At 73.5% G+C, this 24,789-nt stretch carries 21 protein-coding genes; 9 read left to right on the plus strand and 12 right to left on the minus strand.

The window, feature by feature from the left end; all coding sequences use genetic code 11:
• Positions 1-29 precede the first annotated feature (29 nt).
• Together LIV37_RS43740 and LIV37_RS43745 are read right to left on the minus strand one after the other, a co-directional pair.
• A complete protein-coding gene (locus LIV37_RS43740; protein WP_121823809.1) occupies positions 30-500 on the minus strand; it encodes an SRPBCC family protein in 471 nt (156 codons plus the stop codon).
• A gap of 24 nt (positions 501-524) precedes the next feature.
• Positions 525-1,370: a DeoR/GlpR family DNA-binding transcription regulator gene (locus LIV37_RS43745; protein ID WP_020873486.1), complete on the minus strand. Its 846-nt coding sequence runs from the start codon at positions 1,368-1,370 to the stop codon at positions 525-527.
• 202 nt (positions 1,371-1,572) lie between these two features.
• Between LIV37_RS43745 and LIV37_RS43750 the strand changes: the two genes are divergently transcribed.
• A complete protein-coding gene (locus LIV37_RS43750; protein ID WP_373920792.1) occupies positions 1,573-3,957 on the plus strand; it encodes a hypothetical protein in 2,385 nt (794 codons plus the stop codon).
• Here LIV37_RS43750 and LIV37_RS43755 read toward each other — a convergent pair.
• From LIV37_RS43755 to LIV37_RS43775, 5 genes are all read right to left on the minus strand, one after another.
• Positions 3,927-6,362 carry a right-handed parallel beta-helix repeat-containing protein gene (locus LIV37_RS43755; RefSeq protein ID WP_020873488.1) on the minus strand — a complete coding sequence of 812 codons (2,436 nt, stop codon included), beginning with the start codon at positions 6,360-6,362 and terminating at the stop codon, positions 3,927-3,929. The genes LIV37_RS43750 and LIV37_RS43755 overlap by 31 nt on opposite strands.
• 191 nt (positions 6,363-6,553) lie before the next feature.
• Positions 6,554-7,156, minus strand: a complete 603-nt coding sequence (locus LIV37_RS43760) for an Rv1733c family protein (RefSeq protein WP_121823808.1) — start codon at positions 7,154-7,156, stop codon at positions 6,554-6,556.
• Between the two features lie 80 nt (positions 7,157-7,236).
• Positions 7,237-8,994: a GAF domain-containing sensor histidine kinase gene (locus LIV37_RS43765; RefSeq protein WP_020873490.1), complete on the minus strand. Its 1,758-nt coding sequence runs from the start codon at positions 8,992-8,994 to the stop codon at positions 7,237-7,239.
• Positions 8,995-9,109: 115 nt separating this feature from the next.
• Positions 9,110-10,159: a universal stress protein gene (locus LIV37_RS43770; RefSeq protein ID WP_020873491.1), complete on the minus strand. Its 1,050-nt coding sequence runs from the start codon at positions 10,157-10,159 to the stop codon at positions 9,110-9,112.
• A 91-nt stretch (positions 10,160-10,250) separates the two neighbouring features.
• Positions 10,251-10,676, minus strand: coding sequence for an ATP-binding protein (locus LIV37_RS43775; RefSeq protein ID WP_051573807.1), 426 nt, complete (start codon positions 10,674-10,676; stop codon positions 10,251-10,253).
• 259 nt (positions 10,677-10,935) lie between these two features.
• Here LIV37_RS43775 and LIV37_RS43780 point away from each other — a divergent pair, with 259 nt between their 5' ends.
• Positions 10,936-11,385 carry a Crp/Fnr family transcriptional regulator gene (locus tag LIV37_RS43780; protein ID WP_020873493.1) on the plus strand — a complete coding sequence of 150 codons (450 nt, stop codon included), beginning with the start codon at positions 10,936-10,938 and terminating at the stop codon, positions 11,383-11,385.
• 123 nt (positions 11,386-11,508) lie between these two features.
• The gene (locus tag LIV37_RS43785; RefSeq protein ID WP_020873494.1) at positions 11,509-12,201 is read left to right on the plus strand and encodes a response regulator; all 693 of its coding nucleotides are present in this window, start codon (positions 11,509-11,511) and stop codon (positions 12,199-12,201) included.
• Between the two features lie 414 nt (positions 12,202-12,615).
• On the opposite strand, the gene LIV37_RS43790 is transcribed toward LIV37_RS43785, so the two are convergent.
• A complete protein-coding gene (locus tag LIV37_RS43790; protein ID WP_020873495.1) occupies positions 12,616-13,110 on the minus strand; it encodes a DUF6643 family protein in 495 nt (164 codons plus the stop codon).
• Positions 13,111-13,347: 237 nt separating this feature from the next.
• Between LIV37_RS43790 and LIV37_RS43795 the strand changes: the two genes are divergently transcribed.
• Complete coding sequence (locus tag LIV37_RS43795) at positions 13,348-14,742, plus strand: TerD family protein (RefSeq protein ID WP_121823807.1); 1,395 nt, start codon at positions 13,348-13,350, stop codon at positions 14,740-14,742.
• A gap of 25 nt (positions 14,743-14,767) precedes the next feature.
• On the opposite strand, the gene LIV37_RS43800 is transcribed toward LIV37_RS43795, so the two are convergent.
• Complete coding sequence (locus LIV37_RS43800) at positions 14,768-16,051, minus strand: glycosyltransferase (RefSeq protein ID WP_020873496.1); 1,284 nt, start codon at positions 16,049-16,051, stop codon at positions 14,768-14,770.
• A gap of 95 nt (positions 16,052-16,146) precedes the next feature.
• On the opposite strand from LIV37_RS43800, the gene LIV37_RS43805 reads away from it, so the two are divergent.
• Positions 16,147-16,926: a glutamate racemase gene (locus LIV37_RS43805; RefSeq protein WP_020873497.1), complete on the plus strand. Its 780-nt coding sequence runs from the start codon at positions 16,147-16,149 to the stop codon at positions 16,924-16,926.
• Between the two features lie 98 nt (positions 16,927-17,024).
• Positions 17,025-17,582, plus strand: coding sequence for a hypothetical protein (locus LIV37_RS43810; protein ID WP_020873498.1), 558 nt, complete (start codon positions 17,025-17,027; stop codon positions 17,580-17,582).
• Positions 17,583-17,653: 71 nt separating this feature from the next.
• Here the strand turns inward: LIV37_RS43810 and LIV37_RS43815 are convergent, their stop codons facing one another.
• Positions 17,654-18,667: an O-antigen ligase family protein gene (locus LIV37_RS43815; protein WP_309471232.1), complete on the minus strand. Its 1,014-nt coding sequence runs from the start codon at positions 18,665-18,667 to the stop codon at positions 17,654-17,656.
• A gap of 215 nt (positions 18,668-18,882) precedes the next feature.
• Here LIV37_RS43815 and LIV37_RS43820 point away from each other — a divergent pair, with 215 nt between their 5' ends.
• The 3 genes from LIV37_RS43820 to LIV37_RS43830 all read left to right on the plus strand — a co-directional run bounded on the left by LIV37_RS43820 (position 18,883) and on the right by LIV37_RS43830 (position 22,482).
• Positions 18,883-19,362 (plus strand): NUDIX hydrolase, encoded by a 480-nt coding sequence (locus LIV37_RS43820; RefSeq protein WP_020873501.1) that lies wholly within the window; start codon positions 18,883-18,885, stop codon positions 19,360-19,362.
• A 55-nt stretch (positions 19,363-19,417) separates the two neighbouring features.
• Positions 19,418-20,224, plus strand: coding sequence for a 3-hydroxybutyrate dehydrogenase (locus LIV37_RS43825; RefSeq protein ID WP_020873502.1), 807 nt, complete (start codon positions 19,418-19,420; stop codon positions 20,222-20,224).
• Between the two features lie 221 nt (positions 20,225-20,445).
• On the plus strand, positions 20,446-22,482 hold the full coding sequence (locus LIV37_RS43830; protein WP_121823803.1) for a helix-turn-helix domain-containing protein: 2,037 nt from the start codon (positions 20,446-20,448) through the stop codon (positions 22,480-22,482).
• A 14-nt stretch (positions 22,483-22,496) separates the two neighbouring features.
• On the opposite strand, the gene LIV37_RS43835 is transcribed toward LIV37_RS43830, so the two are convergent.
• Together LIV37_RS43835 and LIV37_RS43840 are read right to left on the minus strand one after the other, a co-directional pair.
• Positions 22,497-23,930 (minus strand): MFS transporter, encoded by a 1,434-nt coding sequence (locus LIV37_RS43835; protein WP_020873504.1) that lies wholly within the window; start codon positions 23,928-23,930, stop codon positions 22,497-22,499.
• A gap of 162 nt (positions 23,931-24,092) precedes the next feature.
• Complete coding sequence (locus LIV37_RS43840; protein ID WP_020873505.1) at positions 24,093-24,773, minus strand: TetR/AcrR family transcriptional regulator; 681 nt, start codon at positions 24,771-24,773, stop codon at positions 24,093-24,095.
• Between the last annotated feature and the right edge of the window lie 16 nt (positions 24,774-24,789).

Here is a 24,789-nt window from a genome sequence, read left to right on the forward strand (position 1 = left end):
CGGTCGCCGCCCCGCCCGTACGGCCTTCGTCAGGCCGCCGCCACCATCCGGTCCAGGTTCCGCACCGCCTGGTGGAACGCGCGCCGCAGACCCGGCCGCATCGCCCGTACGGCACCGCGCAGCAGCGCCGTGCCGTCCACCGCGAAGACATAGCGCACCACGGTCCCGCCGTCCGAGGGCCGCAGCGTCCACTCCTCCAGCAGCGCCCGCAGCCCCGGTGCGTTGGTCTCGTCGACACGGTAGGCGTAGCGCTCATGCGGATCCGCCGCCATGACCGTCTCGCGGAAGCGGGTGCCGCCCATGAGGCGGATCTCCCTGCCCTTGCCGCCGTCCGTGGAGCGGGCGTCCTTCACCTGCCGGAACCACCGCGGCCAGCCCTCGACGTCGGTGAACGCTTCGAACACCGCCTCCGGAGCGGCCGAGATCTTGGCGACGAAGACGAGCCGCACCGGGGCGGCCTCGGCGTACTCCAGCCCGACGGAACGCAACCGGTGTGTCATGGACACACGATAACTGCCGGGGTGTCAGATGTCTGCGGTGCGGACCGGCTCGCCCGCCACCACCAGCTCCGGCAGATACTCGGAGATCTCCGCCCGCGCCTCCTCCGGCAGCCCCGGGTCCGTGACCAGCGCGTCCACCTGGTCCAGCGAGGCGAAGGAACTCAGCCCCACCGTGCCCCACTTGGTGTGGTCCGCGACCACCACCACCCGCCGCGCGGCCCGGACGAAGTGGCGGTTGGTCTCCGCCTCGGCGAGGTTCGGCGTGGACAGACCGGCCTCCACCGATATCCCGTGCACCCCGAGGAAGAGCACATCGAAGTGGAGCGAGCGCACCGCCGCGTCCGCGACCGGCCCCACCAGCGTGTCCGACGGCGTCCGCACCCCGCCGGTGAGCACGACGGTGGCCGCGCCGGGGCGCGGGCCCACCCCGCCGAGCGCCGCCGACCGCTGGGCGTTGTAGAACACGTCGGCCACCCGGACCGAATTCGTGACCACCGTCAGATCGGGCACCTCCAGCAGCTGCTGGGCCAGCGCGAACGCCGTCGTGCCCCCGGCCAGGGCGATCGCGGTGCCCGGCGTGGCCATCGCGGCCGCCGCCTTGGCGATGTCCTCCTTGGCGCTCAGCTCGAGCCCCGACTTGGCCTCGAATCCGGGCTCGTACGTGCTCGCCTCGGCCACCGGCACGGCCCCGCCGTGCACCTTCTCCACCACGCCCAGCCTGGCCAGCGCGTCGAGATCGCGACGAACCGTCATGTCCGAGACATTGAGCTTGCGCGTCAGCTCGTTGACCCGCACCCCGCCGCGCCGCCTGACCTCATCGAGAATCAGGGCACGCCGCTGCTCCGCGAGCAGGTTCTGGTTGTCGCTCACCCTGCCACGTCTCCCTCCGGCCGGCCCTCGTCGCCCGCGCGTTCATCTTCGCATGAGGCGAGGACAGCCGAGTGCCGGTGCACCCAGGGTTACGATTTCGCCACGCCCGCCGTGTCAGGGTCGGGGAAGGTGGCCGATGGGCACAATCCTGGAGCCGGCACGACCGCACCACACCGGATCGGGGGACACGGTGCCATCGACCATGCGTACGGACACACCGGCCGACGCGTCGGAACAGGCCATGACGGCCCGCAAGGGCGGGGCGCCACCACCCGATCTCGAACTCCTCGTCCACGGGGTGGGCGGCACCACCCCCGAGGAGATGCTGGGCGATCCGCGCACCAGCCTGGTCACCGGCGACGAGACCGCGGCGGTCTACCGCAGGGCGGACGACATCGACGCCGAGCAGCGCCCGCCGGAGGACCGCGAGGGCCCGGACCGCGACGGCCCGATCCGCGAGGCGTACGTCTGGTGCAACCTCACCTCGGGCAACAGCTCCCGCGCCCTGTGGCTGCTTTTACTGCCGTTCATGGTCGCCAACCTCGCCCACTGGATGCGGCCCCCGGCCGACCGGCGCGAGCGGACCGTGCGCACCTACGGCCTGCTCGTCCGGCTCGTGGCGCTCACCCTGACCGTGCTGCTGATCGCCGGGGCCTGCGAGGTGGCCCTGGACCTGGTCGCCTGGCAGTGCGCCGGTTCGGCCGACTGCGCCGGGGGCAAGTCCTGGCTCGGCTTCCTGTCCCCGGAGAACCACGGCTGGTGGAGCCAGCCCGGCCGCAGGCTCGCCCTCGCCGCGGTGCTGCCCGGCGCGCTCACCGGACTGCTGTGGTACCTGTCCAACCGCACCTGGAGCGCGTACGAGGCCTCCCCGCCGCTGGAGCGCCCCGTCGACGAGTCCGCCCCCGAGGCGGGCAACCGCCCCGCGCTGTGCCTGCCCGGCTTCTGGTACGGCCGCAGGATCGTCGCCCGGCTGCGCGCCGCGCACACCGCCGCGGGCTTCCTCACCATCGCGGCGGGCCTGACCCTGCCCACCACCACCTACGACCGCGAACCGGGCGGCAGCGGGCTGCACGACACCGCGGGCTGGGCGCTGCTCACGCTGCTCTGCGCGTGCGCGGTCACGGTGGTGGCCGTGGTGTGCTACCGCGGCCGCAGCGAGTCCAAGGTCGACGGCGAGCTTGACCGCCTCACCATCACCGCGCTGCCCGGTGCGGCCCTCGCGGTGCTTGCCCTCTCCGTCCTGTACGCCGGCTGGTCCCGCCCGGGCTGGGTCTCCACCGGCCAGCTGCCGGGCAACGAGGCGTTCTGCGCCATCGCCATAGGGGAGGGCGCGCTGATCGTGGCCATGGCGGTGTGCGCCCTGGTCCTGCACCGGGCCGCGCCCGGCCGCACCCCGCTGTACGGGCTCGCCGGACCCGCGGTCGCCGTGCTCGCCTGCGGGCTCGGCGCGGTGCTGGCGGGCGGTGTCGGCCAGCGCTTCGCCGACTGGCTGGACGGCGGCGGCACCCCGGGTGAGGGGCCGGGGACAGCGCCGCCGGTGCTGCTGACCTGGCTGGCCACGGCCATCCCCGCGCTGCTGCTGGTCCTGGTCGTCCTGCTGGTGATCTTCACCGTAAGGGTGTGGCGGGTGCGCAACCGGCTGCTGCCGACCATCATGGACGGCTACCCGGGGGAGCGGCCCGACGCCGTGCGGACCCGGCGGATCGCGGGCACGATCGCCCGCGCGGGACTCACCGACTCCGCCCCCTGGATCGTCGGCCCCGTCGCGCTGCTCACCCTGCTGTTCGGCGCCCTGGCCGTCACCGCGGCCTGGGTCACCCACGAGGTGCCGGGGCGGGCCGCCGACGGCGCGCCCGGAGCCGTGGACGCCGCCGCCCAGACCGCGCAGGCGCTGGGCTCCTGGCTGATGGGGCTGGCCTTCCTGATGCTGGTCACCTGGGCCCGCCGCGCCTACCGCAGCCCCTCCGCGCGCCGCACCATCGGCATCCTGTGGGACGTGGGCACCTTCTGGCCGCGCGCCGCCCACCCCTTCGCGCCGCCGTGCTACGCCGAGCGGGCGGTACCCGATCTCACCTGGCGGATGGAGACCTGGACCCGCCGGCACGGCGGCCGGCTGGTCATCTCCGGCCACTCCCAGGGCAGTGTGCTGGCCGCCGCCGCGGTCTGGCAGGTGGACCACCGCACCCGCGGCCAGGTCGCGCTGCTCACCTACGGCTCACCGCTGGAGCGGCTCTACGGACGCTGGTTCCCCGCCTACTTCGGGCCCACCCAGCTGCTCTCGCTCCACGGCGAGGTGCGCTGCTGGCGCAATCTGTGGCGCTACACCGACCCGATCGGCGGCCCCATCAAGCTGCCCGACGGCAGCGGGCCCGAGGTCGACTGCGGCGCGCTCAAGGACCCGCTGGCCTACGGCCGTACGACCGAACACCCGCTGCCCGCGCCGATCCTGGGACACGGCGACTACCAGGCCGACCCCGTCTTCGACCGGGAGCGGGCCGGGCTGCTGGCCCGGCTCCCGGAGCAGACGCCGCCACCGGCGGAGGAGGAGGCCGTCGGTCAGATGAGCTCCGGCAGGTCCTCGGGGTAGAGCAGCGTGAGGTCGTCCGTGGTCGGGTCGCTCAGCTGGGCGACCCGACCCGCGTGCCGCTCCACCATCGCCTCGAAGGTCTGCCGGGCGGTGCGGCCGTTACCGAACGCCGGGCCCTTCGGAAGCGCCGTGAAGTACTTCAGCAGCCCCTCCGACGCACCCTCGCCGATCCGGTACTCATGCTCCTCGGCCTGCTGCTCCACGATCCGCAGCAGCTCCTCCGGGCTGTAGTCGCCGAAGGTGATGGTGCGCGAGAAACGGGAGGCCACACCGGGGTTGACGGACAGGAAGCGCTCCATCTCCGCCGTGTACCCCGCGACGATGACCACGACCGAGTCCCGGTGGTCCTCCATCAGCTTGACCAGCGTGTCTATGGCCTCCCGGCCGAAGTCCCGGCCGGAGTCCTCCGGGGAGAGGGCGTACGCCTCGTCGATGAACAGCACCCCGCCGCGCGCCCGGTCGAACGCCTCCTGGGTGCGGATGGCCGTGGAGCCGATGTGCTCACCGACCAGGTCCACCCGGGAGACCTCCACCAGATGGCCGCGCTCCAGCACCCCGAGGGAGGCCAGGATCTCCCCGTAGAGCCGGGCCACCGTCGTCTTACCGGTGCCGGGGGAGCCGGTGAAGACCAGATGGCGGCGGACGGAGGCGGCCTTGAGCCCGGCCTCCTGACGCCGCCGGCCCACCTCGATCATGTCGGTGAGGGCCCGCACCTCGCGCTTGACGCTCTCCAGCCCGACCAGCGCGTCCAGCTCGCCCAGCACCGCCGTGGACGGGCGGACGGCGACCGGGGGCTCGGCGGCGGGCGCGGAGGTCTGGGCGGCCCGCTGCGCCGGGACGCCGCCCAGCAGCCCGCCCGTCGAGACGGTCTCCACGGCGGGCGCGGTGATCTGGGGCTGGGCGGGCGCGCCCGGGGAGCCCAGCGCCGTGGTGGCGCTCTCGTCGCTGGTGCAGTCCTCGACGATCGGACCCGCCTCGGAGAACTCGTAGCCCCCGCGCGCACAGCGCTCCGTACGGCACCGGGTCAGCGTGGTGCGGCAGCCGTCGATGATGTGGAAGCCATAGCCCCCGCTGCCGGTCACCCGGCAGCCGGTGAAGGTGCCGCGGCCCTCGGCGGAGACGTAGAACCCGGCCTCCGTCGGCCCGGAGACCGTGGTGCGCTCGACCGTCGGATCGGCGCCCTTGGTGACGATCACTCCGGTGGCCGCGCCGTCTATGGTGCAGTTGGCGAGCGTGCCGCCGCTGCCGTGGTCGCGGAACCACGCCCCGGTGGCCGCCTCCCGGATGCGGCAGTCGTCGAGCTGGACGATGGCCCCGTCGCTGACCGAGACCGCGGTGGAGCGCACCTGGGACAGATCGCTGTCGACCACGTCGACCCGCGACCCCCGGTCCAGGACGAACAGCGCGTCCGGCACCTCGCGCACCCGGCACGAGTCGAGCACCGCGGTGGCCCCGTCGCTCACCCACACCGCCGGATAGTCGCCGGTGCTCTCGTGCAGCTCGCACTGGTTGGCGTCCACCCGGGTGCCCGGATCCCACACCGACAGCCCGTTGCGCCCGAACCGGCGCACCGTGGAGCGGGTCAGCGTCAGCACCGAACGCGACCTCAGGTCGATCGCGTTCTCCGGGACGTCATGGATCTCGCAGTCGGCGAGCGTGAGCACCGCGTCCGTGTCCAGGTTGACCCCGTCGCCCGTCGTACGGTGCACCCGGCAGTCGGTCAGATTCCCCGTCGCACGCCCGGAGACCTGCACCCCGGCGCCCCGGATCTCATACACCTCACAGCCGACGGCCTCCAGCGAGGAGCCCTCGCCGGTCAGCGAGAACCCCGCGCCGGACGCGTGGTGCACCCGGCAGCGGTCCAGGCGCGGGCGGGCGCCGCCGCGCACCGCCACCCCGGACTGCCCGGCGGCCACCACCTCGCACTCCTCGAACACCCCGCCCGCGCCGTCCAGCACGCTGAGCCCGACGCCCGCGGGGTTGTCCACGGTGCAGCGCCGCACGGTCGGGCGGGCGCCGCCGCGCACCTCGATGCCGACCGCCGAGCGCGTGGCCACCCGTACGTCCGTCAGCTCCGGGGTGGCGTCCTCGATCAGCAGCGCGGGGGCGGCCGAGTCCTGGCCCTCGACATGCAGATCCTGGACCACGGCGGAGGCCCGTATCGTCAGCGCGACTCCGTCCACCGGCGCGATCCGCACCGAACCGCGTGCCGAGCCCTCGGGCCCGCGCAGGGTGACGGCCCGGCCCACCACCAGATTCTCGCGGTAGGTGCCGGGCGAGATGGAGAGCACGTCACCGTCCCCGGCGGCCTCCAGGGCCGCCGTGAGGGAGGCGTACTCTCCGGTGCGGCGCCGCCACCGAGACGTTCCGCTGTGCGTCACCTGGACGACCGAGCCCTGTGCCATGGTGCTGCTGTGCCCCCACCTCGTGCGTTGCCGGTGTGCGCGCCTGACCGCCGCTGCTGACTGCCGCTGCGCATATGGAATGCCCCACCGTAGCGTGCGCGAGGCGCCATGAGTTGACGTGGCTGTGGAGCACGGGGGGAGTTGTGTGTTCGTATGACAACTCCCGGCCGGGCGGTGCCCGCTCGCACAGGTCAGCTGTCGGCGTCCGCCCGTCCCCAGTCCTGACCGGCCCGCTCCCAGGCGATGCCCCACTGTGTGTAGCGCCGGCGCATGAGCCGCCATACGACCAGCCGCCGGGCGCCGTCCACCAGGACCACCGTCACCCCGGCCGCGCCGATTCCGGCCAGCACGGCGTGGGTGGCGGCCGTCGCGGTGTCCAGCGGGCGGCCCACCGGGCTGCCGTGGTCGTCGGTCCAGATCCGGAACCGCTCACCGGGATCCGCGCCGGGATGAGCACCCAGCGTGCCCTCGTGTCTGCTGCCGTCCGGCCCCGTCCAGCGGGCGAGGACGCGGCGATGGGCGTCCCTCGCGGAAGCGGTCTCGGGATCGGAGTCGATGGGTGGATGCGGCAGCACCTTCACCACGGTGGCCGAGAGCGGATGGCGCTCGGCGCGCTGCTTCTGCGCGGCCTTCATCAGCGCCCCGTGTGCCAGGGACCCCGACGTCCAGCCGACGGCGGGGGCGACGAGCAGGATGAGCACCGCGGCGACCAGCGCCGCGCACGCCTCCAGCACGTCCGTCTTACGGCGCAGCGGGTTGCGCCGCCAGCGCCACAGCCCCCAGATCATTCGCATGGATCACATACCCCCTTCCCCATTCGTGAGTACCGCATGGCGGGCCGGATATGCGCGTATTCGGCGGAGAGAGAGCAATATCACGGGGCCAGCCCTTTCGCCGTTCCGGCGGGCCGTCGGCGGTACAGGGGGACGCACCAGATCAGCCGGGTGCCGCCCGCCTCGGGCGCCTCGATGTCCAAAGTGCCGCCCAGGAGTTCGGCCCGTGACCGCATATTGATCAGCCCTCCGCTGGGGGCGGCGCCCCCGGTGCCCACCCCGTTGTCCGTGACCTCCAGGGTGATGTCGGCGCCGACGGTCAGCCGCACCTCCACCCGCTGGGCATGGGCGTGCCGCACGGTGTTGCTGAGCGCCTCGGCCAGCACCGCCAGCACATGGTCGCCGGTCTCGTCCGGCACATCGGTGTCCACCGGGCCGTCCATCAGCAGCGACGGGGCGAAGCCCAGGGTGTCCGAGGCCGAGCGGACGGCATTGACCAGCCGGCGCCGCAGCGTGGCGGGTTCACCGCCGTCGTCCCCGACCGTGCGCAGGGCGAAGATCGTGGAGCGGATGATCTTGATGGTCTCGTCCAGGTCGTCGACGGCCCGCCCCACCCGTTCGGCCGCCTCCGGGCGCTCGATCAGCCGACCCGCGCTCTGCAGGGTGAGCCCGGTCGCGAAGAGCCGCTGAATGGCCAGATCGTGAAGGTCCCGGGCGATCCGGTCCCGGTCCTGGAGCAGCGCCATGTGCTCGGACTCGGCGCGGTGCCGAGCCAGTTCCAGGGCCAGGGCCGCCTGCGCCGCGAACCCCGAGAGCAGCTCCACCTCATGGTCGTCGAACGGCTGCCGCCCGGCCAGCCGGCACAGCCGCAGCGCACCGGAGGCCCGCTCGCCCGCGACCAGCGGTACGGCCACCACCGGGCCGAACTCGCTCTCCGGAGCCGGCAGCGGCCAGGACCGGGCCCGCGAGTCCACCCGTACGTCCGAGGCGACCGCGGGGCGCCCGGTGCGGGCCGCGAGCCCGGCCAGCGAGCCGTCGGACGGCACCACGAGCCCGCCGATGAGCTCGGCGTCATGCCCCTCCGCCACCTCGACCATCAGCGAGTCCGTACCGGTGGCCGGCAGCAGGATCGCCGCCGAGTCGGCGAGGGCCACCTGGAGGGCGAGCCGGGCGATCAGACTCAGCACCTCGCCCGCCGAGGTGCCCGCCAGCAGCGTACGGGTGATCACGCCGAGCGCTTCCAGCCACTGCTCGCGGCGCCGGCTCTCGTGGTACAGCCGGGCGTTGTCGATGGCCACCCCGGCGGCGACCGACAAGGTGGTCAGCACCGCCTCGTCATCGGCGTCGAACTGGACGCCGCCGCGCTTCTCGGTCAGGTAGAGGTTCCCGAAGACCTCGTCACGGACCCGGATCGGCACGCCCAGGAACGAGCGCATCGGCGGATGGTGCTCGGGGAAGCCGTAGCTGGCCGGATGCTCCGACAGATCGGTGAGCCGCAGCGGCTGGGGGTGGCGGATCAGCTCGCCCAGCAGCCCGTGGCCACTGGGCAACGGCCCGATGCGGTGCGCCTGTTCCTCGGACATGCCCACCGGCAGGAACTGCGAGAGCCGGTGCCGGTCGACCACGCCCAGCGCGCCGTACTCGGCGTCCGCCAGCACCACCGCGGACTCCACGATCCGGCGCAGCACCTGCTCCAGGTCCAGCTCGCGGCCCACGCTGAGCACGGCCTCCAGGAGGCTGTGCATCCGGTCCTGGGTGGACCGGGCCGCGTCCAGCCGCGCCTGGAGCTCGTCGAGGAGCTGGTCGAGCCGGAGTTGGGGGAGGGCCGGATGGCGCCCCTGGTCCGCACTGCCCGACACCTGGCCTCCATCCCCCCATGACCCGCTCACCAGCAGGGTAGCCGGGGCGGGGGCCGGTGGTGGCGGGGATGGAAGGAACTCGGCCAGGGTCGGGGGGCCGCCGGGGGACCGGCGCCTAGGAAACCGGCACCACGGCGACCGGGCACTTGGCGTGATGCAGTACGGCGTGGTTGACAAGGCCCAGTTGCAGGCCGAAGTGCCCCTGCCGCCGCCGGGCCCCCACCACCAGCAGATCCGCGTGCGCGGAGGCGTCCAGCAGCGCCTTGCGCGCCGAGCCCTCGACCGGGCGGTGGGCCACCGGCACCGGCGGCAGCCCGGCCGCCGTGGCGCCGCCCAGCGTCTCGTCCAGGAGCTCGGCGGCGCGCCGCTCGTGCGCCTCACGCGCGCTTTGCGTCTCACGTGCCCCGTGGGTCTCACGTGTCGCGTGGGCCTCATGTGTCCCTCGCACCTCACGCGCCCCGTGCGTGGCACGTGCCCCTTGCGCCTCACCCGCCCCCTGCTCCCCGTGCGCGCCGTGGTCCCCGCGCCCGCCGTGATTCCCGGGCCTCGCGTGGTCCTCCGGGCCCGCGCAGCGCCAGGCGTGCACCGCCTCCAGCTCGCCGCCGCGCAGCCGCGCCTCGCGGAGGGCGAACGCGACGGCGGCGGAGGGCGGCGCGGGCTCCTGCTCGCCCGGGCGCTCGCGCTCGGCGATCCCCACCACCACCCGGTTCATCCCGCCGCGCACGTTCTCCGCGCGGCCGCGCACCACGACCACCGGGCACTGGGCGCGGGCCGCGATGCCCAGTCCGACCGAGCCGAGCAGCAGCGAGGCGAACTCGCCGCGGCCGCGCGAGCCGACCACCAGCGCCTCGGCGCTCTTCCCGGCGCGCAGCAGCGCGGTCACCGCGTCGTCCGCCGCCAGGTCGGTCATCACCTTCAGGGCCGGTACCCGCCGCCCGGCCCGCTCGGCCGCGGTGGCCAGCACCGCCTCGCTGTGGAGCCGCTCGGCGGGGCGGTCGGCGGCCGTTCCGGGGATGTAGCCCTCGTACCGCTCCCACAGCGAGGCGTGGACGATGCGCAGCGGCAGCCCGCGGCGCCCGGCCATCTCGGCCGCCCAGTCCAGTGCGTCCGAGGCGGCGTCCGAACCGTCGACCCCGACGACCACGGGAAGTTCCACCGTGCCCACCGCCTCTCCTGCCGGCACCTGGGAATGTCCCTTCCCATTGTCCCGCCGATTGTCCCGCCGAAGCGGTCGCCGAGGGAGCCCGGCGGCTCACTCAGCGCAGCCGCATGGCCAGCGTCACCACGGCGCCCACCGCCCCCGCGCTGATCACCAGCCGGTCGGTGACCAGCTGGGTCAGCCACAGCCCGCGGCCGCTGGTCGCGCCGTCCAGCCCCGGCAGGATCCGCGGGATGACGTCCTCGGAGAAGCCGGGCCCGGAGTCGCTGATCCGGCACTCCAGTTCGTCGCCGATCCGCCGCAGCAGCAGGGATCCGGTGCCGCCCGCGTGCTCGATGGCGTTGTTGGCGATCTCGTCCACGGCCAGCACGAAGTCCCCGCGGCGGGTCTCGCTGAGCCCGGCCCAGGCCGCGCACTCCTCGACCTGCACCCGCAGCCGGGGCAGCTCATCGGCGGTGAAATGACGGTGGAGCAGGTGTTCTCCGGCTCGATCGGCGGACCGACGACGAGGGTCGGCTAGCACCAGTGCCTCCCGTTTGGTGACGAGTACGAGCGACAACACAGGGTCGGTGAAGCAGCCGAGGGTACGGGGAGCGGCATCTCATTGGGCACGACGACCACGAATGACGTGTCATATCGGAAACGTGACTGAAAATGGGTAAGGGTGAAGCGATACCCGATCGACGGTGTATCGCTTTGGATCGGCTGCCTCTCGTATCCACAGCTCGTTCGCTCAGAGACGCCGAGGGGCGAGGGGGGAGAGGAGACGGCAGAGTGAGGTCATGATGGGACTGCTGAGCGCGCTGAAGACCGAACACCGTGAGCGGCTGATGGCGCTCGCCCACGATGTGTCCTTCCCCTCGGGCGGCCGCATCTTCGAGGAAGGCCGTAAGGCCGACCGCTTCTGGATCATCCGGACCGGCGCGGTCACCCTCGATCTGCATGTCCCGGGGCGGCGGGCCGCGGTGATCGAAACCCTCGGCCCCGGAGAGCTCATCGGCTGGTCCTGGCTCTTCCCGCCGGACACCTGGCACCTGGGCGCGGAAGCGCTCAGCCCGGTGCGCGCACACGAGTTCAACGCCGAGGCGGTGCGCCGGCTGTGCGACGAGGACCCGGAACTCGGCTACGCCCTCGCGCTGGCCTGCGCCCAGGTGATCGGGCGGCGGCTGCAGAGCGCCCGCACCCGGCTGCTGGACCTGTACGGACCCTACGCGGGCGGGATCTCGCCATGACCGGGCCGGAAGGCGCGGCGGGCGGCCCGGGGGCCGAATGGCCCCTTACGCTGCCCTGCGCCAGAACGTAAAGCTGGGCAGCCGGATCGCGACCGGCGACCCGCGCGCCATGGAGGAGAGGCCGTGCCCCAGACAGCCGACCCCGACGGCCCCATCGGGGTCTTCCTGCTCGACGACCACGAGGTGGTGCGGCGCGGACTGCGTGATCTGCTCGACGCCGAATCCGATCTGAAGGTGGTCGGCGAGGCGGCCAACGCCCGCGAGGCCATCGCCCGCGCCCCCGCCGTACGGCCACACGTCGCGGTGCTCGACGTACGGCTCGGCTCCTCGGGCGAGGGCGGGGACCACGAAGGGATCGAGGTCTGCCGGGAGTTGCGGGCCCGGCTCCCCGACCTCGCCTGTCTGATGCTGACGTCCTTCGACGACGACGAGGCGCTGTTCGACGCCATCATGGCCGGGGCCGCGGGCTATGTGCTCAAGCAGATCAACGGGTCCGACCTGGTGTCCGCGGTGCGCACCGTGGCCGAAGGCCGCTCCATGCTGGACCCCGGCGCCACCTCCCGGGTGATGGCCCGGCTGCGCGGCCCCGCGCCGAGCGGGCCCGTGGAGCTGGAGAAGCTGTCCCCGCGGGAGCGGGAGATCCTCCAGCTCATCGGCGACGGGCTGACCAACCGGCAGATCGCAGAGCGGCTGTTCCTGGCCGAGAAGACCGTCAAGAACCGCATCTCCTCGATCCTGTCCAAGCTGGGCGTGGGACGGCGGATCCAGGCCGCGGTGATCGCCGAGCGGATCAAGGAGCGCGAAGCGGGTCAGTGAGCCCGTGGGCGATGCCCGGTAAGGGTGTCCGGATGACACCCTTACGGTGGCCGTCACGGTGACCGCGTGCGTCTCGTACGGTGGCCGTCACGCTGAACACGTGCGTTTCGCGCGGAGCGCGAGACCGGTCCCCTCCCGGCCCCGCGCCCCACGCCGAACGGGACGGGACCGGTCGACATGCTCATCACCACAGTGGAGTGAGAGCCCGGCCCGCCCCCGGTGGTGGAGTTGGCTCGCGGAACTGCTCGGTCCAGCATCGCGGTGCGCCCCGCCGCCGGGTAGGGGCCGAACGGCCCTCATAAATCGGGCGCGAACGGTCCTCACAACGAATCAGGGGCCGGACGGGGATACCCCATCCGGCCCGGACCTTCCCGCGACCGGGCACTGCCCGGTCGCATCACCTCCCGACGTGTGTCAGTAGCCGCCTCCCGGCTGCGGCCCTCGGCCGCCCGGGTACTGCTGACGCCCGTAAGGGTCGTCGTACGGAGAGGGCGCGGGTGCCGCCGGGCGAGGCGCGACCGGACGCGTCATGGCCGGGCGCATCGCCTCGTACCCCATCGGCGAGGCCGGCGCGGGGCGCTGCATCTGCGGCTGCTGGGCGCCCGGGTAGCCCCGCGGTCCCGTCGGCTGCGGCGGGATGTAGGGCGAGTGCGCCTGCTGCAGGCCGGTGGGCTGCGGCGCGTGCTGCTGGTACCCCTGGTTGGGCTGCGGGGAGGGGGCGGCCGGCAGCGCGGGGAGCGCCGAGGGCAGCGCCGGAAGATGACTTCCGGTGTCATAGGCCGACGGCACCCTGATGGGTGCGATCTGCGGTGTCCCCCGCTCGGCGACAAGACTGTCGTAGATGGGGGTGTCCGGGAAGGACGGCGAGGAGTAGTAGCCGCCACCGTAAGTGCTGCGGGGGGAGGTCATAGACCATAAGTTAAGCCCACCATGTGCTGATTGGGGAGTCCGGTAGGAGGGTTGTTTTCAGTGTTCGGAGTGGCCATGGATCCCCAATCCGAGCGAACCCGGGAAAATCGGTCGTCAGGGTACGTTGAGATCGTGTAAAGAGCGCGTTTTCAGCGGGTAGCCACCCGTCGTCCGCGCTGTGCGACGGCCGAGCGGCCCGATCCGAGCGAACAGAAAGGCAGGGGGACGGAAATGGCGATGCGCAAGGGCGGTAACACGCCAGTACCGGCTGAGGCGGTGCGGATCGAGCTGGGCTGGCGCGCCGGACCAGGGGCGCCGGACGTGGACGCCTCGGCGCTGCTGCTGGTGTCCGGAAAGGTCAGGTCCGACGGGGACTTCGTGTTCTACAACCAGGCGGCGCACTCCTCCGGCGCGGTGCGCCACGAGGGGAAGCGGACCGCGGGTGACACCGTGACCGACACCCTTTCGGTGGACCTCGCCCGGGTCGAGCCCGCCGTCGACACCGTAATCCTCGCGGCCTCGGCCGATGGCGGAACGTTCGGCCAGGTCCCCGGTCTGAACATCCGGGTGCTGAACGCGGCGGGCGGCGCGGAGATCGCCCGCTTCGACAGCGAGGACGCCACCGTCGAGACCGCCTTCGTCCTCGGCGAGCTGTACCGCAGGCAGGGCTCCTGGAAGTTCCGCGCGGTGGGCCAGGGGTACCAGAGCGGTCTCGCGGGGCTCGCCACGGACTTCGGCATCTCGGTCGACGAGCCGCAGCAGGCACCGGCTCGGCCCGCCGCCCCCGTCCCGGCTCCCGCCGCCCCGCCGAACGCCGGGCAGAACCCGTACGCGACCCAGAACCCGTACGCCGCCCCGGCGCCGCCGGCCGCCCCCGCGCCGCCGTCCGGCCCGCCCGCCGGGGCGTACCCGCCTCCGACGCCCACCGCCGTCTCCACGCCCCTGCCGCCGCCCCCGCCCACCGCCCCGGCCCCCGCGCCCGCCGGGGCGCCGGTGAGCCTCAGCAAGGTCACCCTGACGAAGGAGGCGCCCTCGGTCTCGCTGACCAAACAGGGCGGCACCTCCGGCACCATGCGGGTCAACCTCAACTGGCAGGTGCACAAGCAGTTCTCGGGATGGGCCTCCAAGCTCGGCCGGGCCATGGCCATGCACAGCGACCTCGATCTCGACCTGGGGGCGCTGTTCGAACTCGCCGACGGCAGCAAGGGCGTGGTCCAGGCACTCGGCAACTCCTTCGGCTCGCTGCACCAGCCGCCCTTCATCCACCTGGACGCCGACGACCGCACCGGTGCCCGGGCGGCCGGTGAGAACCTCACCATCAACCTCGACCACCAGAAGCTGTTCCGCCGGATCCTGATCTTCGTGACCATCTACGAAGGTGCCCGCAGCTTCGCCAACCTCCACGCCACGGTCACCCTGCAGCCGCAGTTCGGCGCCCCGATCGACTTCTCGCTCGACGAGTGCACCGTGCCGTCCCCGGTCTGCGCGCTCGCACTCATCACCAACACCGGCGGCGAACTCGTCGTCCAGCGCGAGGCCCGCTATCTGGTGCCGCAGCGCGGCACCAGCCCGCAGCGCACCCTCGACCACGCCTACGGCTGGGGCATGAACTGGACCCCCGGCCGCAAGTGAAACCCCGGTGCACGGGGCGCGGCCGTCAGGGCGCGGCGCTGGGGCGGGCGTAGGTGCGCCCCTTCCAGGCCGCGCCCTGCCCCAGGTGGTGCCGCACCGCCGAGTCCACCGTCATCAGCAGATAGAGAAGCGCCGTCAGGGGCAGCAGCGGCGCCAGCCACAGCGTCTGACGGTAGTAGCGCAGCATCGGGATGTAGCTGCCCGCCATCAGCGCCCAGGCGGCGGCGCCCAGCACCAGCGGGACGGAACGCCCCGTCAGCACCCCGGCGACCACGGCCGCGGGCGGCACGAGATACACCACCGCCAGCCCCGCGACCGTCACCAGCAACAGCAGCGGATTGTGCCGCAGCTGGGTGTACGCGCTGCGCGAGACCATCCGCCACAGCTCGCCCAGCCGCGGATACGGCCGCACGCTGTCGACCCGGTCGGCCAGCCCCAGCCAGATCCGACCGCCGGACCGTTTCACCGCGCGGGCCAGCGCCACGTCGTCGATGACCGCCTGCCGGATCGCCTCCGGGACCCCGGCCCGCTCGGCCGCCTCCCGGCGCAGCAGCACACAGCCGCCCGCGGCCGCCGCGGTGCGCCCCCGGGGCCGGTTGACCCACCGAAAGGGGTACAGCTGCGCGAAGAAGTAGACAAAGGCGGGCACGATCAGCCGCTCCCAGTAGGTCACCACCCGCAGCCGCGCCATCTGGGAGACCAGATCCAGCCCGTCCACCTCGGCCGCGCGCACCAACTCCCGCAGGGAGTCCGGCTCATGGGCGATGTCCGCGTCCGTCAGCAGCAGGTAGTCCACGCCGCCGTCGTCGCCCTTACGGTCCGCGTCCCGGCCGTCCGCGTCCTTACGGTCCGCACCGTCCGCGTTCCCACGGTCCGCGGCGAGGCGGGTCGTGGCGAGCGCCATGCCGTGCCGCACCGCCCACAGCTTGCCGGTCCAGCCGGGGCCGGGTTCGCCGGGGGAGTCGACGGTCAGCGGCAGCCCGCCGTGTTCGTCGGCCAGTTCACGGGCCAGCTTTCCGGTGCCGTCCGAGCTGCCGTCGTCGATCAGGAAGATCTCCGCCGGGCCCGGATAGTCCTGGGCGAGCAGCGAGGGCAGACTGGCCGGAAGCACCGCGGACTCGTCCCGGGCGGGCACCACGACGGCCACCGAGGGCCACAACGCGGGCTCCGGCGGCCCGGACCCGTCCGGTTCCGGCGGCCCCGAGCCACCCGGGCCGCTCCGGGGCAGCCGTACGTCCGTACGCCAGAAGAAGCCCTGGCCCAGCAGCAGCCACAGCCATGCGGCCAACGACCCGGCGGCGATCCACATCAGCGCGCTCACCCGCCGAAGTCTGCCCGAAGGTGTGCCCGGCCGCCGGGCGCACGGGACCGATCCATTAAAGTGACCGGGTGAAGATCGCGCTTATGGACTCCGGAATCGGGCTGTTGCCCACCGCCGCCGCGATGCGCCGACTGCGACCGGACGCCGATCTCGTCGTCTCCTCCGACCCCGCCACCATGCCGTGGGGCCCGCGCACCCCCGAGGACGTCACCGGGCTGGCCCTGGGCTGCGCCCGGGCCGCCGCCGCGCACCGTCCCGACGCGCTGATCGTCGCCTGCAACACCGCCTCCGTCCACGCCCTGCCCGCACTGCGCGCCGAACTGGAGCCCGGGTTGCCGATCATCGGCACCGTGCCCGCCATCAAGCCCGCGGCGGCAGGGGGAGGGCCGATCGCGATCTGGGCCACCCCGGCCACCACCGGCAGCCCGTACCAGCGCGGACTGATCCGTGACTTCGCGGACGGCGTCGAGGTGACCGAGGTGCCGTGCCCGGGGCTCGCGGACGCGGTGCAGCACGCCGACAACGAGGGGATCGACGCCGCGGTGGCCGCCGCGGCGGCCCGCACCCCGCGCGATGTCACGACCGTCGTCCTGGGCTGCACCCATTACGAACTCGTCGCCGACCGGATCCGGACCGCCGTACAGCGGCCGGACGCGCCGCCGATCGTCCTCCACGGCTCGGCCGGAGCCGTCGCCGCCCAGGCCCTGCGCCGGATCGGCGCCGACCCCTTCCCGCCGGACGGCCCGGTCACCCCGGGTGGTCTGACCGTCATCCTCAGCGGACGCGAGGCCGTCCTGCCGGAGGTCGCCCTGACCTACGCCGAAGGCGTGCTGCTGGCACCCGTCGCCCCGACGCGCGCCTGACGGCGACGCCTCCTGCGGTGAGCTGACCGAAACGCTCCTCACCAGCGGATTCACCCGCCCCGCTGCCGTGGTGCCGGAAGGTGGGTACGCTGCCAACCATGAGGCACCACGACCACGGAGAGCCGAGCGCCCACGGGCAGCCGCCCGCGGTCTGGATCGGACGCGCCCACAATCGCGTGCAGTGGCTGCTGGCCGTGGCGGGCGCCGCGTGCCTGGCGCTCGGTGTCGACCTCGCCGTCGACTCGCCCTGGGGCTCGGGCATCGCCCCGCTCCTGATGGCCGTCATCGGCTGTGTCGCCGCCGGGCTGCTGATGCTCTTCGGCACCCTCGCCTTCGTCCATGTGGCGGTACGGGTCGACGACGAGGTGCTGGAGATCCGCTGCGGCCATATGGGGCTCCCACGCCGCCGCATCCGGCTCAGCGACGTGGTCCACGCCGATGTGGCCCGTAAGGTCACCCCCTGCCAGTGGGGCGGCTGGGGCTACCGCTGGCGCCCGGAGAAGGGCACGGCGGTGGTCGTGCGCCGGGGCGAGGGCCTGGTGGTCCGCCTCGGGGACGGCCGCGTCTTCACGGTCACGGTGGACGACGCGGAGGCGGCGGTCCGGGTCATCCGCGACCGGCTGCGGCTGATCGCGGCCCGCACCTCCCAGGTCTAGGGGTCTTCTGACGGATCCCCGTTCCCCTCTTTCGGGGGACGCGTTCCCCCTCGCGGCCTCCGGGGGCTCGCTCATGGCACCGCTCCCGGGCCGTCGTCCAGGCGGCGGGCGGTCGCCAGTCCGGCGAGGAGGCCCGCCCCCGCGGTGATCTGGGAGAAACTGAGGGCGTTGCCCAGACAGGACTCGACGGCCAGGGCCGTGAGGGTCGCGGCCGCCGTAAGGACCACGGGAGTGGGGCGCGGGGAGCGCCACAGGGCGTGGAGCAGCCAGCCGAAGGCCGCGCCCAGCAGGGCCACCCCCGGCAGCCCCTGACCGGCCGCCTGCTGGAGCGGCGCCGAATGCGGCTTGGCCTCCGGGCCCAGCGGCTGGGCCGCCGCGGGGCTCAGCTCACCGAAGCGGTCCGGGCCCACGCCGCGCAGCGGATCCGTCTCCCCGATGCGGGCGGCGTCCTGCCACAGCCGGATCCGGTGCTCGGTGAGATGGGCGCGCAGGGCGGGCGGCAGTCCACCCGGGAACGAGCCCTTGGCCACCGCCCAGGTGCCGCCGACCGAGACCGCCGCGATCAGCGCGCAGGCGGCGAGCGCCGGCAGCCGCCGCCGGGGCCGGGCGGCGAGGAGCGAGCACACCAGGACGGCGCCGCTCGCCACCCAGCCGACCGTCGAGCCGGCCGCCACCGCCGTGAGCGTGATCGCCGCGGCCGGCAGCCACAGCGCCGGGCGGAGGATCCGCGGGGCGGCCCAGGCCGCGCAGCAGAGGGCGCCCGTGGCCAGGGTGAGCTGGGCCGCGCCCGGTCCCTCGTGGCCGGTGAGCCCGTACGGCGAGGTGCAGGCCAGACCGAACCCGGCGAACCCGGCGGCCGCCGCTCCGGCGACCGGCAGCAGTGCTCCGGCGATCCGGCCGCAGGCGTACCCGGCGGCCACCGCCAACACCGCCAGCAGGACCCCCTCGGGGCGGGCCGGGCGCCCCATGGCCGCGATCAGCGCCCATACGGCGCAACCGGCGAGGATCAGAACCCCCGCGACATCGGACGCACCGGCGCAGCCGGTGGCCGGTCTGCCGTGGTCCTGCACGACAGGTTCCACCACTGATGACGTCATCCCGCCGACCCCCCGTCGTGACGGGCATCGCGCCGGCGCCCTTACGGCCGTCGCGCGAGCCATGACACCCGAAACCGTAGCGCTTGTCGTAAGGAATGTGTATATGGTGCGCAGAAACGATGAGTCGGTCGTGAATCGCCCGCCGTGGAGGGCGCCGTACGGCCGCCGCGCGCGCCCCCATTTCCGCCCGATACCCTCGGCCCATGGCGACCCCCGACTTCATCCGTGACCTCAGGGCCTCCATCGGCCACGAACTGCTCTATCTGCCGGGCGTGAGCGCCGTGGTCTTCGACGACCAGGACCGGGTGCTGCTGGGCCGCCGGGCCGACAACGGCCGCTGGACCATCATCTGCGGCATCCCCGAACCCGGTGAGCAGCCGGCCACGGCGGTGGTCCGCGAGGTCGAGGAGGAGACCGCGGTGCGCTGCGTCCCCGAACGCATCGTGCTCGTACGGACCCTGGCGCCGGTGACCTACCCCAACGACGACAAGTGCCAGTTCGTGGACGTCTGCTTCCGCTGCCGCGCCGTCGGCGGCGAGGCGCGGGTGAACGACGACGAGTCGCTGGACGTCGGCTGGTTCCCGCTCGACGCGCTGCCCGAGATGGAGGACTTCTCCCGGTCCCGGATCAAGCAGGCGATCGAGGACGGCCCGACATGGTTCGAGCCCATCGTCGAGGAGTGAAGTATGTGCCGCCCCCACATCGGTCCGGGCCCGACGGCTGCCTAATGTGCCCCTCATGAGCGCGTCCACCACACCAGGCCCGGACTCACGGCCGTCCGGCGGCCTCGACCTCTCCGGCCGTACCGCACTCGTCACGGGCGCCGCCGGGGGCATCGGCCGGGCCTGCGCGCTGCGGCTGGCCACCGCCGGGGCGCGGGTGCGGGCCGTCGACCTGGATGCCGAGGGCCTCAGCGACCTCGTCGCCGCGGCCACCGGACTGCCGGGCCCGGTCGAGGCCCACCCCTTGGACCTCACCGGCCTCGACGCGGCCGAGCGGGTCGCCGCGGGCACCGACATCCTGGTCAACAACGCCGGGCTCCAACTCGTCCGGCCCATCGAGGACTTTCCGCCCGAGGTCTTCTCCCGGGTGCTCACCGTGATGCTCGAGGCCCCCTTCCGGCTGGTGCGCGGCGCGCTGCCGCATATGTACGCCCAGGGCTGGGGCCGGATCGTGAACATCTCATCGGTGCACGGGCTGCGCGCCTCCCCCTACAAGTCGGCCTATGTGGCCGCCAAACACGGTCTGGAAGGGCTCTCCAAGGTCGCCGCCCTGGAGGGCGCGGAGCACGGGGTGACCTCCAACTGCGTCAACCCCGGCTATGTGCGCACCCCGCTCGTCGAGCGGCAGATCGCCGACCAGGCCGAGGCCCACGGGATCTCGCCGGAGCGGGTGGTCTCCGAGGTGATGCTGGCCGACGCGGCGGTCAAGCGGTTGGTCGAGCCCGAGGAGGTCGCCGAGGCCGTCGCGTACCTCTGCGGTCCGCACACGTCCTTCATCACCGGGGCCTCGCTCAGCATGGACGGCGGATGGACCGCCCACTGAGCGGCCCGTCGGATCGGCCACCGGCCCTCGATGGCCGATTGGCTCAGCCACTGGACCATGAAAGCGGATTGGCCGGGCCACCGGCGGACAGTGGCCGATTGACCGAGCCACCTCCGGACGATGGCCAATTGGCTCAGCCACCGGACCGCCTGCTGCCCGGCCGCCCCGTCGACAAGGCACCGGGCCGCCTTACAGCTGGCGCCGCCGCGCCCGGCGGGAGTATGCCTGTGCCCATGCCCGACGACCGGCCGGAGAACCCCTACCTGGAACTGCTCGCACGCGGCGCGCCCGCCGAGGCGTACGAGCGTCCGGTGCTGCGTGCCCGTGCCGACAAAGCCCCGGCCGACCGGCTGGCGGCCCTGGAGGCCGCCAAGCTGCTCGCTCTGCGGGTGCGCGGTGAGCTGGAGGGGCGGCGGCGCCGCGAGGCCGAGCTCTCCGCGCTCTTCGAGACCGCCCACGACCTGGCGGGGCTGCGCGACCTGGACGCGGTGCTCCAGGCCATCGTGCAGCGCGCCCGCTCGCTGCTGGGTACCGAGGTGGCCTATCTGACGCTCAACGACCCGACGGCCGGTGACACCTATATGAGGGTCACCGACGGTTCGGTCTCGGCCCGCTTCCAGCAGCTGCGGCTCGGCATGGGGGAGGGGCTCGGCGGTCTGGTGGCCCAGACCGCCCGCCCATACGTGACCGAGAGCTACTTCCACGATCCGCGGTTCCAGCACACCCACGCCATCGACGCGGGCGTCAGGGACGAGGGGCTCGTCGCCATCCTCGGGGTGCCGCTGCTGCTCGGCAGCGGTGTCATCGGGGTGCTGTTCGCGGCCGACCGCCGGGCCCGGGTGTTCGAACGCGAGCAGATCGCGCTGGTCGGCTCGTTCGCCGCCCACGCGGCCGTGGCCATCGACACCGCCCATCTGCTCGCCGAGACCCGTACGGCGCTCGCCGAGCTGGAGGCCGCCAACGAGATCATCCGGGACCGCAGCCGGGTCATCGAGCGCGCCTCGGACGTCCACGACCGGCTCACCGAGCTGGTGCTGCGCGGTGGCGGGGTGCACGACGTGGCCGACGCCGTGGCCGAGGTGCTCAGCGGCTCGGTGGAGTTCCTCGAGTCCGGCGAGGCGCCCGCGGCAGCCGTCGACCGGTCCCGGGCCGACGGCCACGCGGTGCGCGACGGCGAGGAGGACTGGGTCGCCGCGGTCTCGGCGGGCGGCGAACTGCTCGGCGCGCTCGTGCTGCGCGGCCACCCCCGGCTCGACCCCGTGGACCAGCGCACCCTGGAACGCGCGGCGATGGTCACCTCACTGCTGCAGCTTGCCCGCCGCTCAGCGGGCGAGGCCGAACAGCGGGTGCGCGGCGAGCTCCTGGACGACCTACTCGACGCCCCCGACCGCGAGCCCCGGCTGCTGCGCGAGCGCGCCGCGCGGCTCCAGGCGGACCTGGACACGCCCCATGTGGTGCTCGCGGCGGGCATCGAGGCCCCGGGCATGGGCACACCCAGCACCGGGTCCGGCAACGCCCACGGCACCCCGCACGCCGCCGCACACGGAAGCGGGCCCGGAAGCACGTCCGGCACGTCCGGCACGTCCAGCGGCGCGCCCGCCGAGGACGCCGCGGGCCGGCGGCGGCTGTGGTCCGCCGCGTCCCATCTGGCGGCCACTCGGCACGGTCTGGCCGCCGCCCGCGACGGCGGCACCGTCCTGCTGCTGCCGCTCGCCGACGGCGACACCGCCGACGCCCTCGCCCGCCGCACCGCCCGGCAACTGGGCACCGCCGTGCACGCCGCGGTCACCGTGGGCGCCTCCGCGTCCGTTCCCGCGCCCGCCGCACGGCCCGGGGAGGTCGCCGCGGGCTACGCCGAGGCGCGACGCTGTCTGGCCGCCCTGCGGGTGCTGGGCCGGGCCGGGCAGGGCGCCGCCGCCGAGGACTTCGGCTTCCTCGGTCTGCTGCTGGCCGGGACCCGCGAGGGTGCCCCGGACGGCACCGGCGTCCAGGACTTCGTGCACCGCACCGTGGGCGCCGTCATCGACTACGACGAGCGGCGCGGCACCGAACTGATCCGCACGCTCGACGCGTACTTCGCCGGCGGGATGAGCCCGGCCCGTACGAAGGACGCCCTCCACGTGCACGTCAACACGGTGGCGCAGCGGCTGGAGCGGGTCGGGCGGCTGCTCGGTCCCGACTGGCAGTCGCCCGCCCGCTCCCTGGAGATCCAGCTCGCCCTGCGGCTGCACCGCCTGACCTCGGCCGTGGGCTACTGAGCCTCGGCCGTGGGCTACTGAGGCGAGGACGAACGGGCCGCGCGCTTCGCCGTCTCCGTCTCCGTCGTCGGCCCGGGGGAGGGGGCCGAGGTCGGTTCGACGGCGGCCAGATCGCGGTCCCGGGTCTCCTTGGCGACGCCCACGGCCACCAGGGTGAGCAGGGCCGCCGCGATCACGTAGAGGGCGATCGGCGTGGCGCTGTCGTAGTCGGCCAGCAGCGCGGTGGCGATGAGCGGGGCGGGCGCACCGGCCGCGACGGACGAGAACTGCGCGCCGATCGACGCCCCCGAATACCGCATCCGGGTCGCGAACATCTCGGAGAAGAAGGCCGCCTGCGGCGCGTACATCGCCCCGTGGAAGACCAGCCCGACCGTCACGGCGAGTACCAGGGCCGGGAAGCCCTTGGTGTCGATGAGGAGGAAGAACGGAAAGGCCCACGCGCCCACGCCGACCGCGCCCAGGAGGTACACCGGGCGGCGCCCGACCCGGTCCGACAGCGCGCCCCACGCCGGGATGACCGCGAAGTGCACGGCCGAGGCGATCAGTACGGCGTTGAGCGCGGTCTGCTTGCCGAGGTCCACATGGTCGGAGGTCGCGTAGACGAGGACGAAGGCGGTGATGACGTAGTAGCTGATGTTCTCGGCCATGCGCGCGCCCATGGCGATCAGCACATCCCGCCAGTGGTCGCGCAGGACCGCCACCAGCGGCATCTTCTCGTCGGCGCCCTCGTCCCCGCCCGCGGCCGCCTTACGGGCCTCGGCCCGGGCCAGCGCGGCCTTGAACACCGGCGATTCATCGACAGAGAGACGAATCCACAAGCCGACCAGCACCAGCACCCCCGAGAGCAGGAACGGCACCCGCCAGCCCCATGACTCGAAGGCGTGGTCGGAGAGCGTGGCCGTCAGCGCGGAGAGCACCCCGGTGGCCAGCAGCTGACCCGCGGGGGCGCCGGTCTGCGGCCAGGACGCCCAGAACCCGCGCCGCCGCGCGTCCCCGTGCTCCGACACCAGCAGCACCGCCCCGCCCCATTCGCCGCCCAGCGCGAACCCCTGCAGCAGACGCAGCGCGGTGAGCAGTACGGGCGCCGCCGAGCCGACCGTGGCGTGGGTGGGCAGCAGCCCGATGGCGCAGGTCGCGCCGCCCATCATCAGCAGACTCAGGATCAGCAGCTTCTTACGGCCGAGCCGGTCGCCGTAGTGGCCGAATACCAGGGCACCGACCGGCCGGGCGGCGAAGCCGACCGCGTAGGTCAGGAACGACAGCAGCGTCCCGACGAGCGGGTCGGAGTCCGGGAAGAAGAGCTTGTTGAAGACGAGCGCGGCGGCCGAGCCGTAGAGGAAGAAGTCGTACCACTCGATGGTGGTGCCGATCAGGCTCGCGGCGACGATACGGCGCAGCGAGCCGGGTGGGGTCGGGGGAGCGGAGGCCGGAGAATCCGGGGTGGGCATGGGTCACCACTTCCGAGCGGGGTGCGGGGACGGTTTCGTGTTGCCACACCGTAGAAATGCGCAGTTCGGCTCGGATATGTAGGCGGGCGACATACTTCACCCGGCCACTGTGGTGACACGCCCCGCCCAGGGACGTCCTGGACGTCCCGCCCCGGACGCCCCCTAGTCGGCGCGTCCCGTGCGCGGCCGACGTACCTTGCCGAGCTGGAGCATGGCGGCGTTGAGCTGCTCCGGGGTGAGCGAGGGGGCCGGGAGCGGATGGGATCCCTCGGGGCGCAGCCCGTCGAGCAGCAGGGCCAGATAGCGGCGCCAGGCCAGCGGCGCGGCGACGGTCGAGCCGGGGACCGCGCGGCCGAGCGCGGCCAGCATGAACTGCAGGTCCTCCGCGGTGGCGTCCGGCCGGACCTTGCCCTGCTTCTGGGCACGGCCCAGAAGGTCGTCGAGCGTCTTGTGGTTCTCCTTACGGAGCGCGTCGAGCGAGGGGACGCCCTGGATGCCGGTGGTCATCAGGTCGTTGGTGCCCCGGTCGGCGGCGAGCAGTCCGAAGATGCGCTCCAGGTAGGCTGTGAGCCCGGCCCAGGCGTCGGTCGCGGAGCGGGCCTCCTCGGCGGCCCGCAGAATGTCCCGAAGGGAATCGCCGAATACCGCCTCGATGAGTTCCGCCCGGCCGGCGAACCGCCGGTAGAGGGTGGCGCTGCCGACTCCGGCCCGACGGGCGATGTCGTCGAGCGGGGCGTCCACACCCTGATCCGTGTAGATCTCCCGGGCGGCAGCTATCAGCATCTCGCGGTTGCGCCGTGCGTCTCGGCGCAACGGTGTCTCTTTCTCCACACGGCTGCCCATGGCCCGCAACCCTAAC

It is taken from the genome of Streptomyces rapamycinicus NRRL 5491 (genome assembly GCF_024298965.1).
Lineage (GTDB): Bacteria > Actinomycetota > Actinomycetes > Streptomycetales > Streptomycetaceae > Streptomyces > Streptomyces rapamycinicus.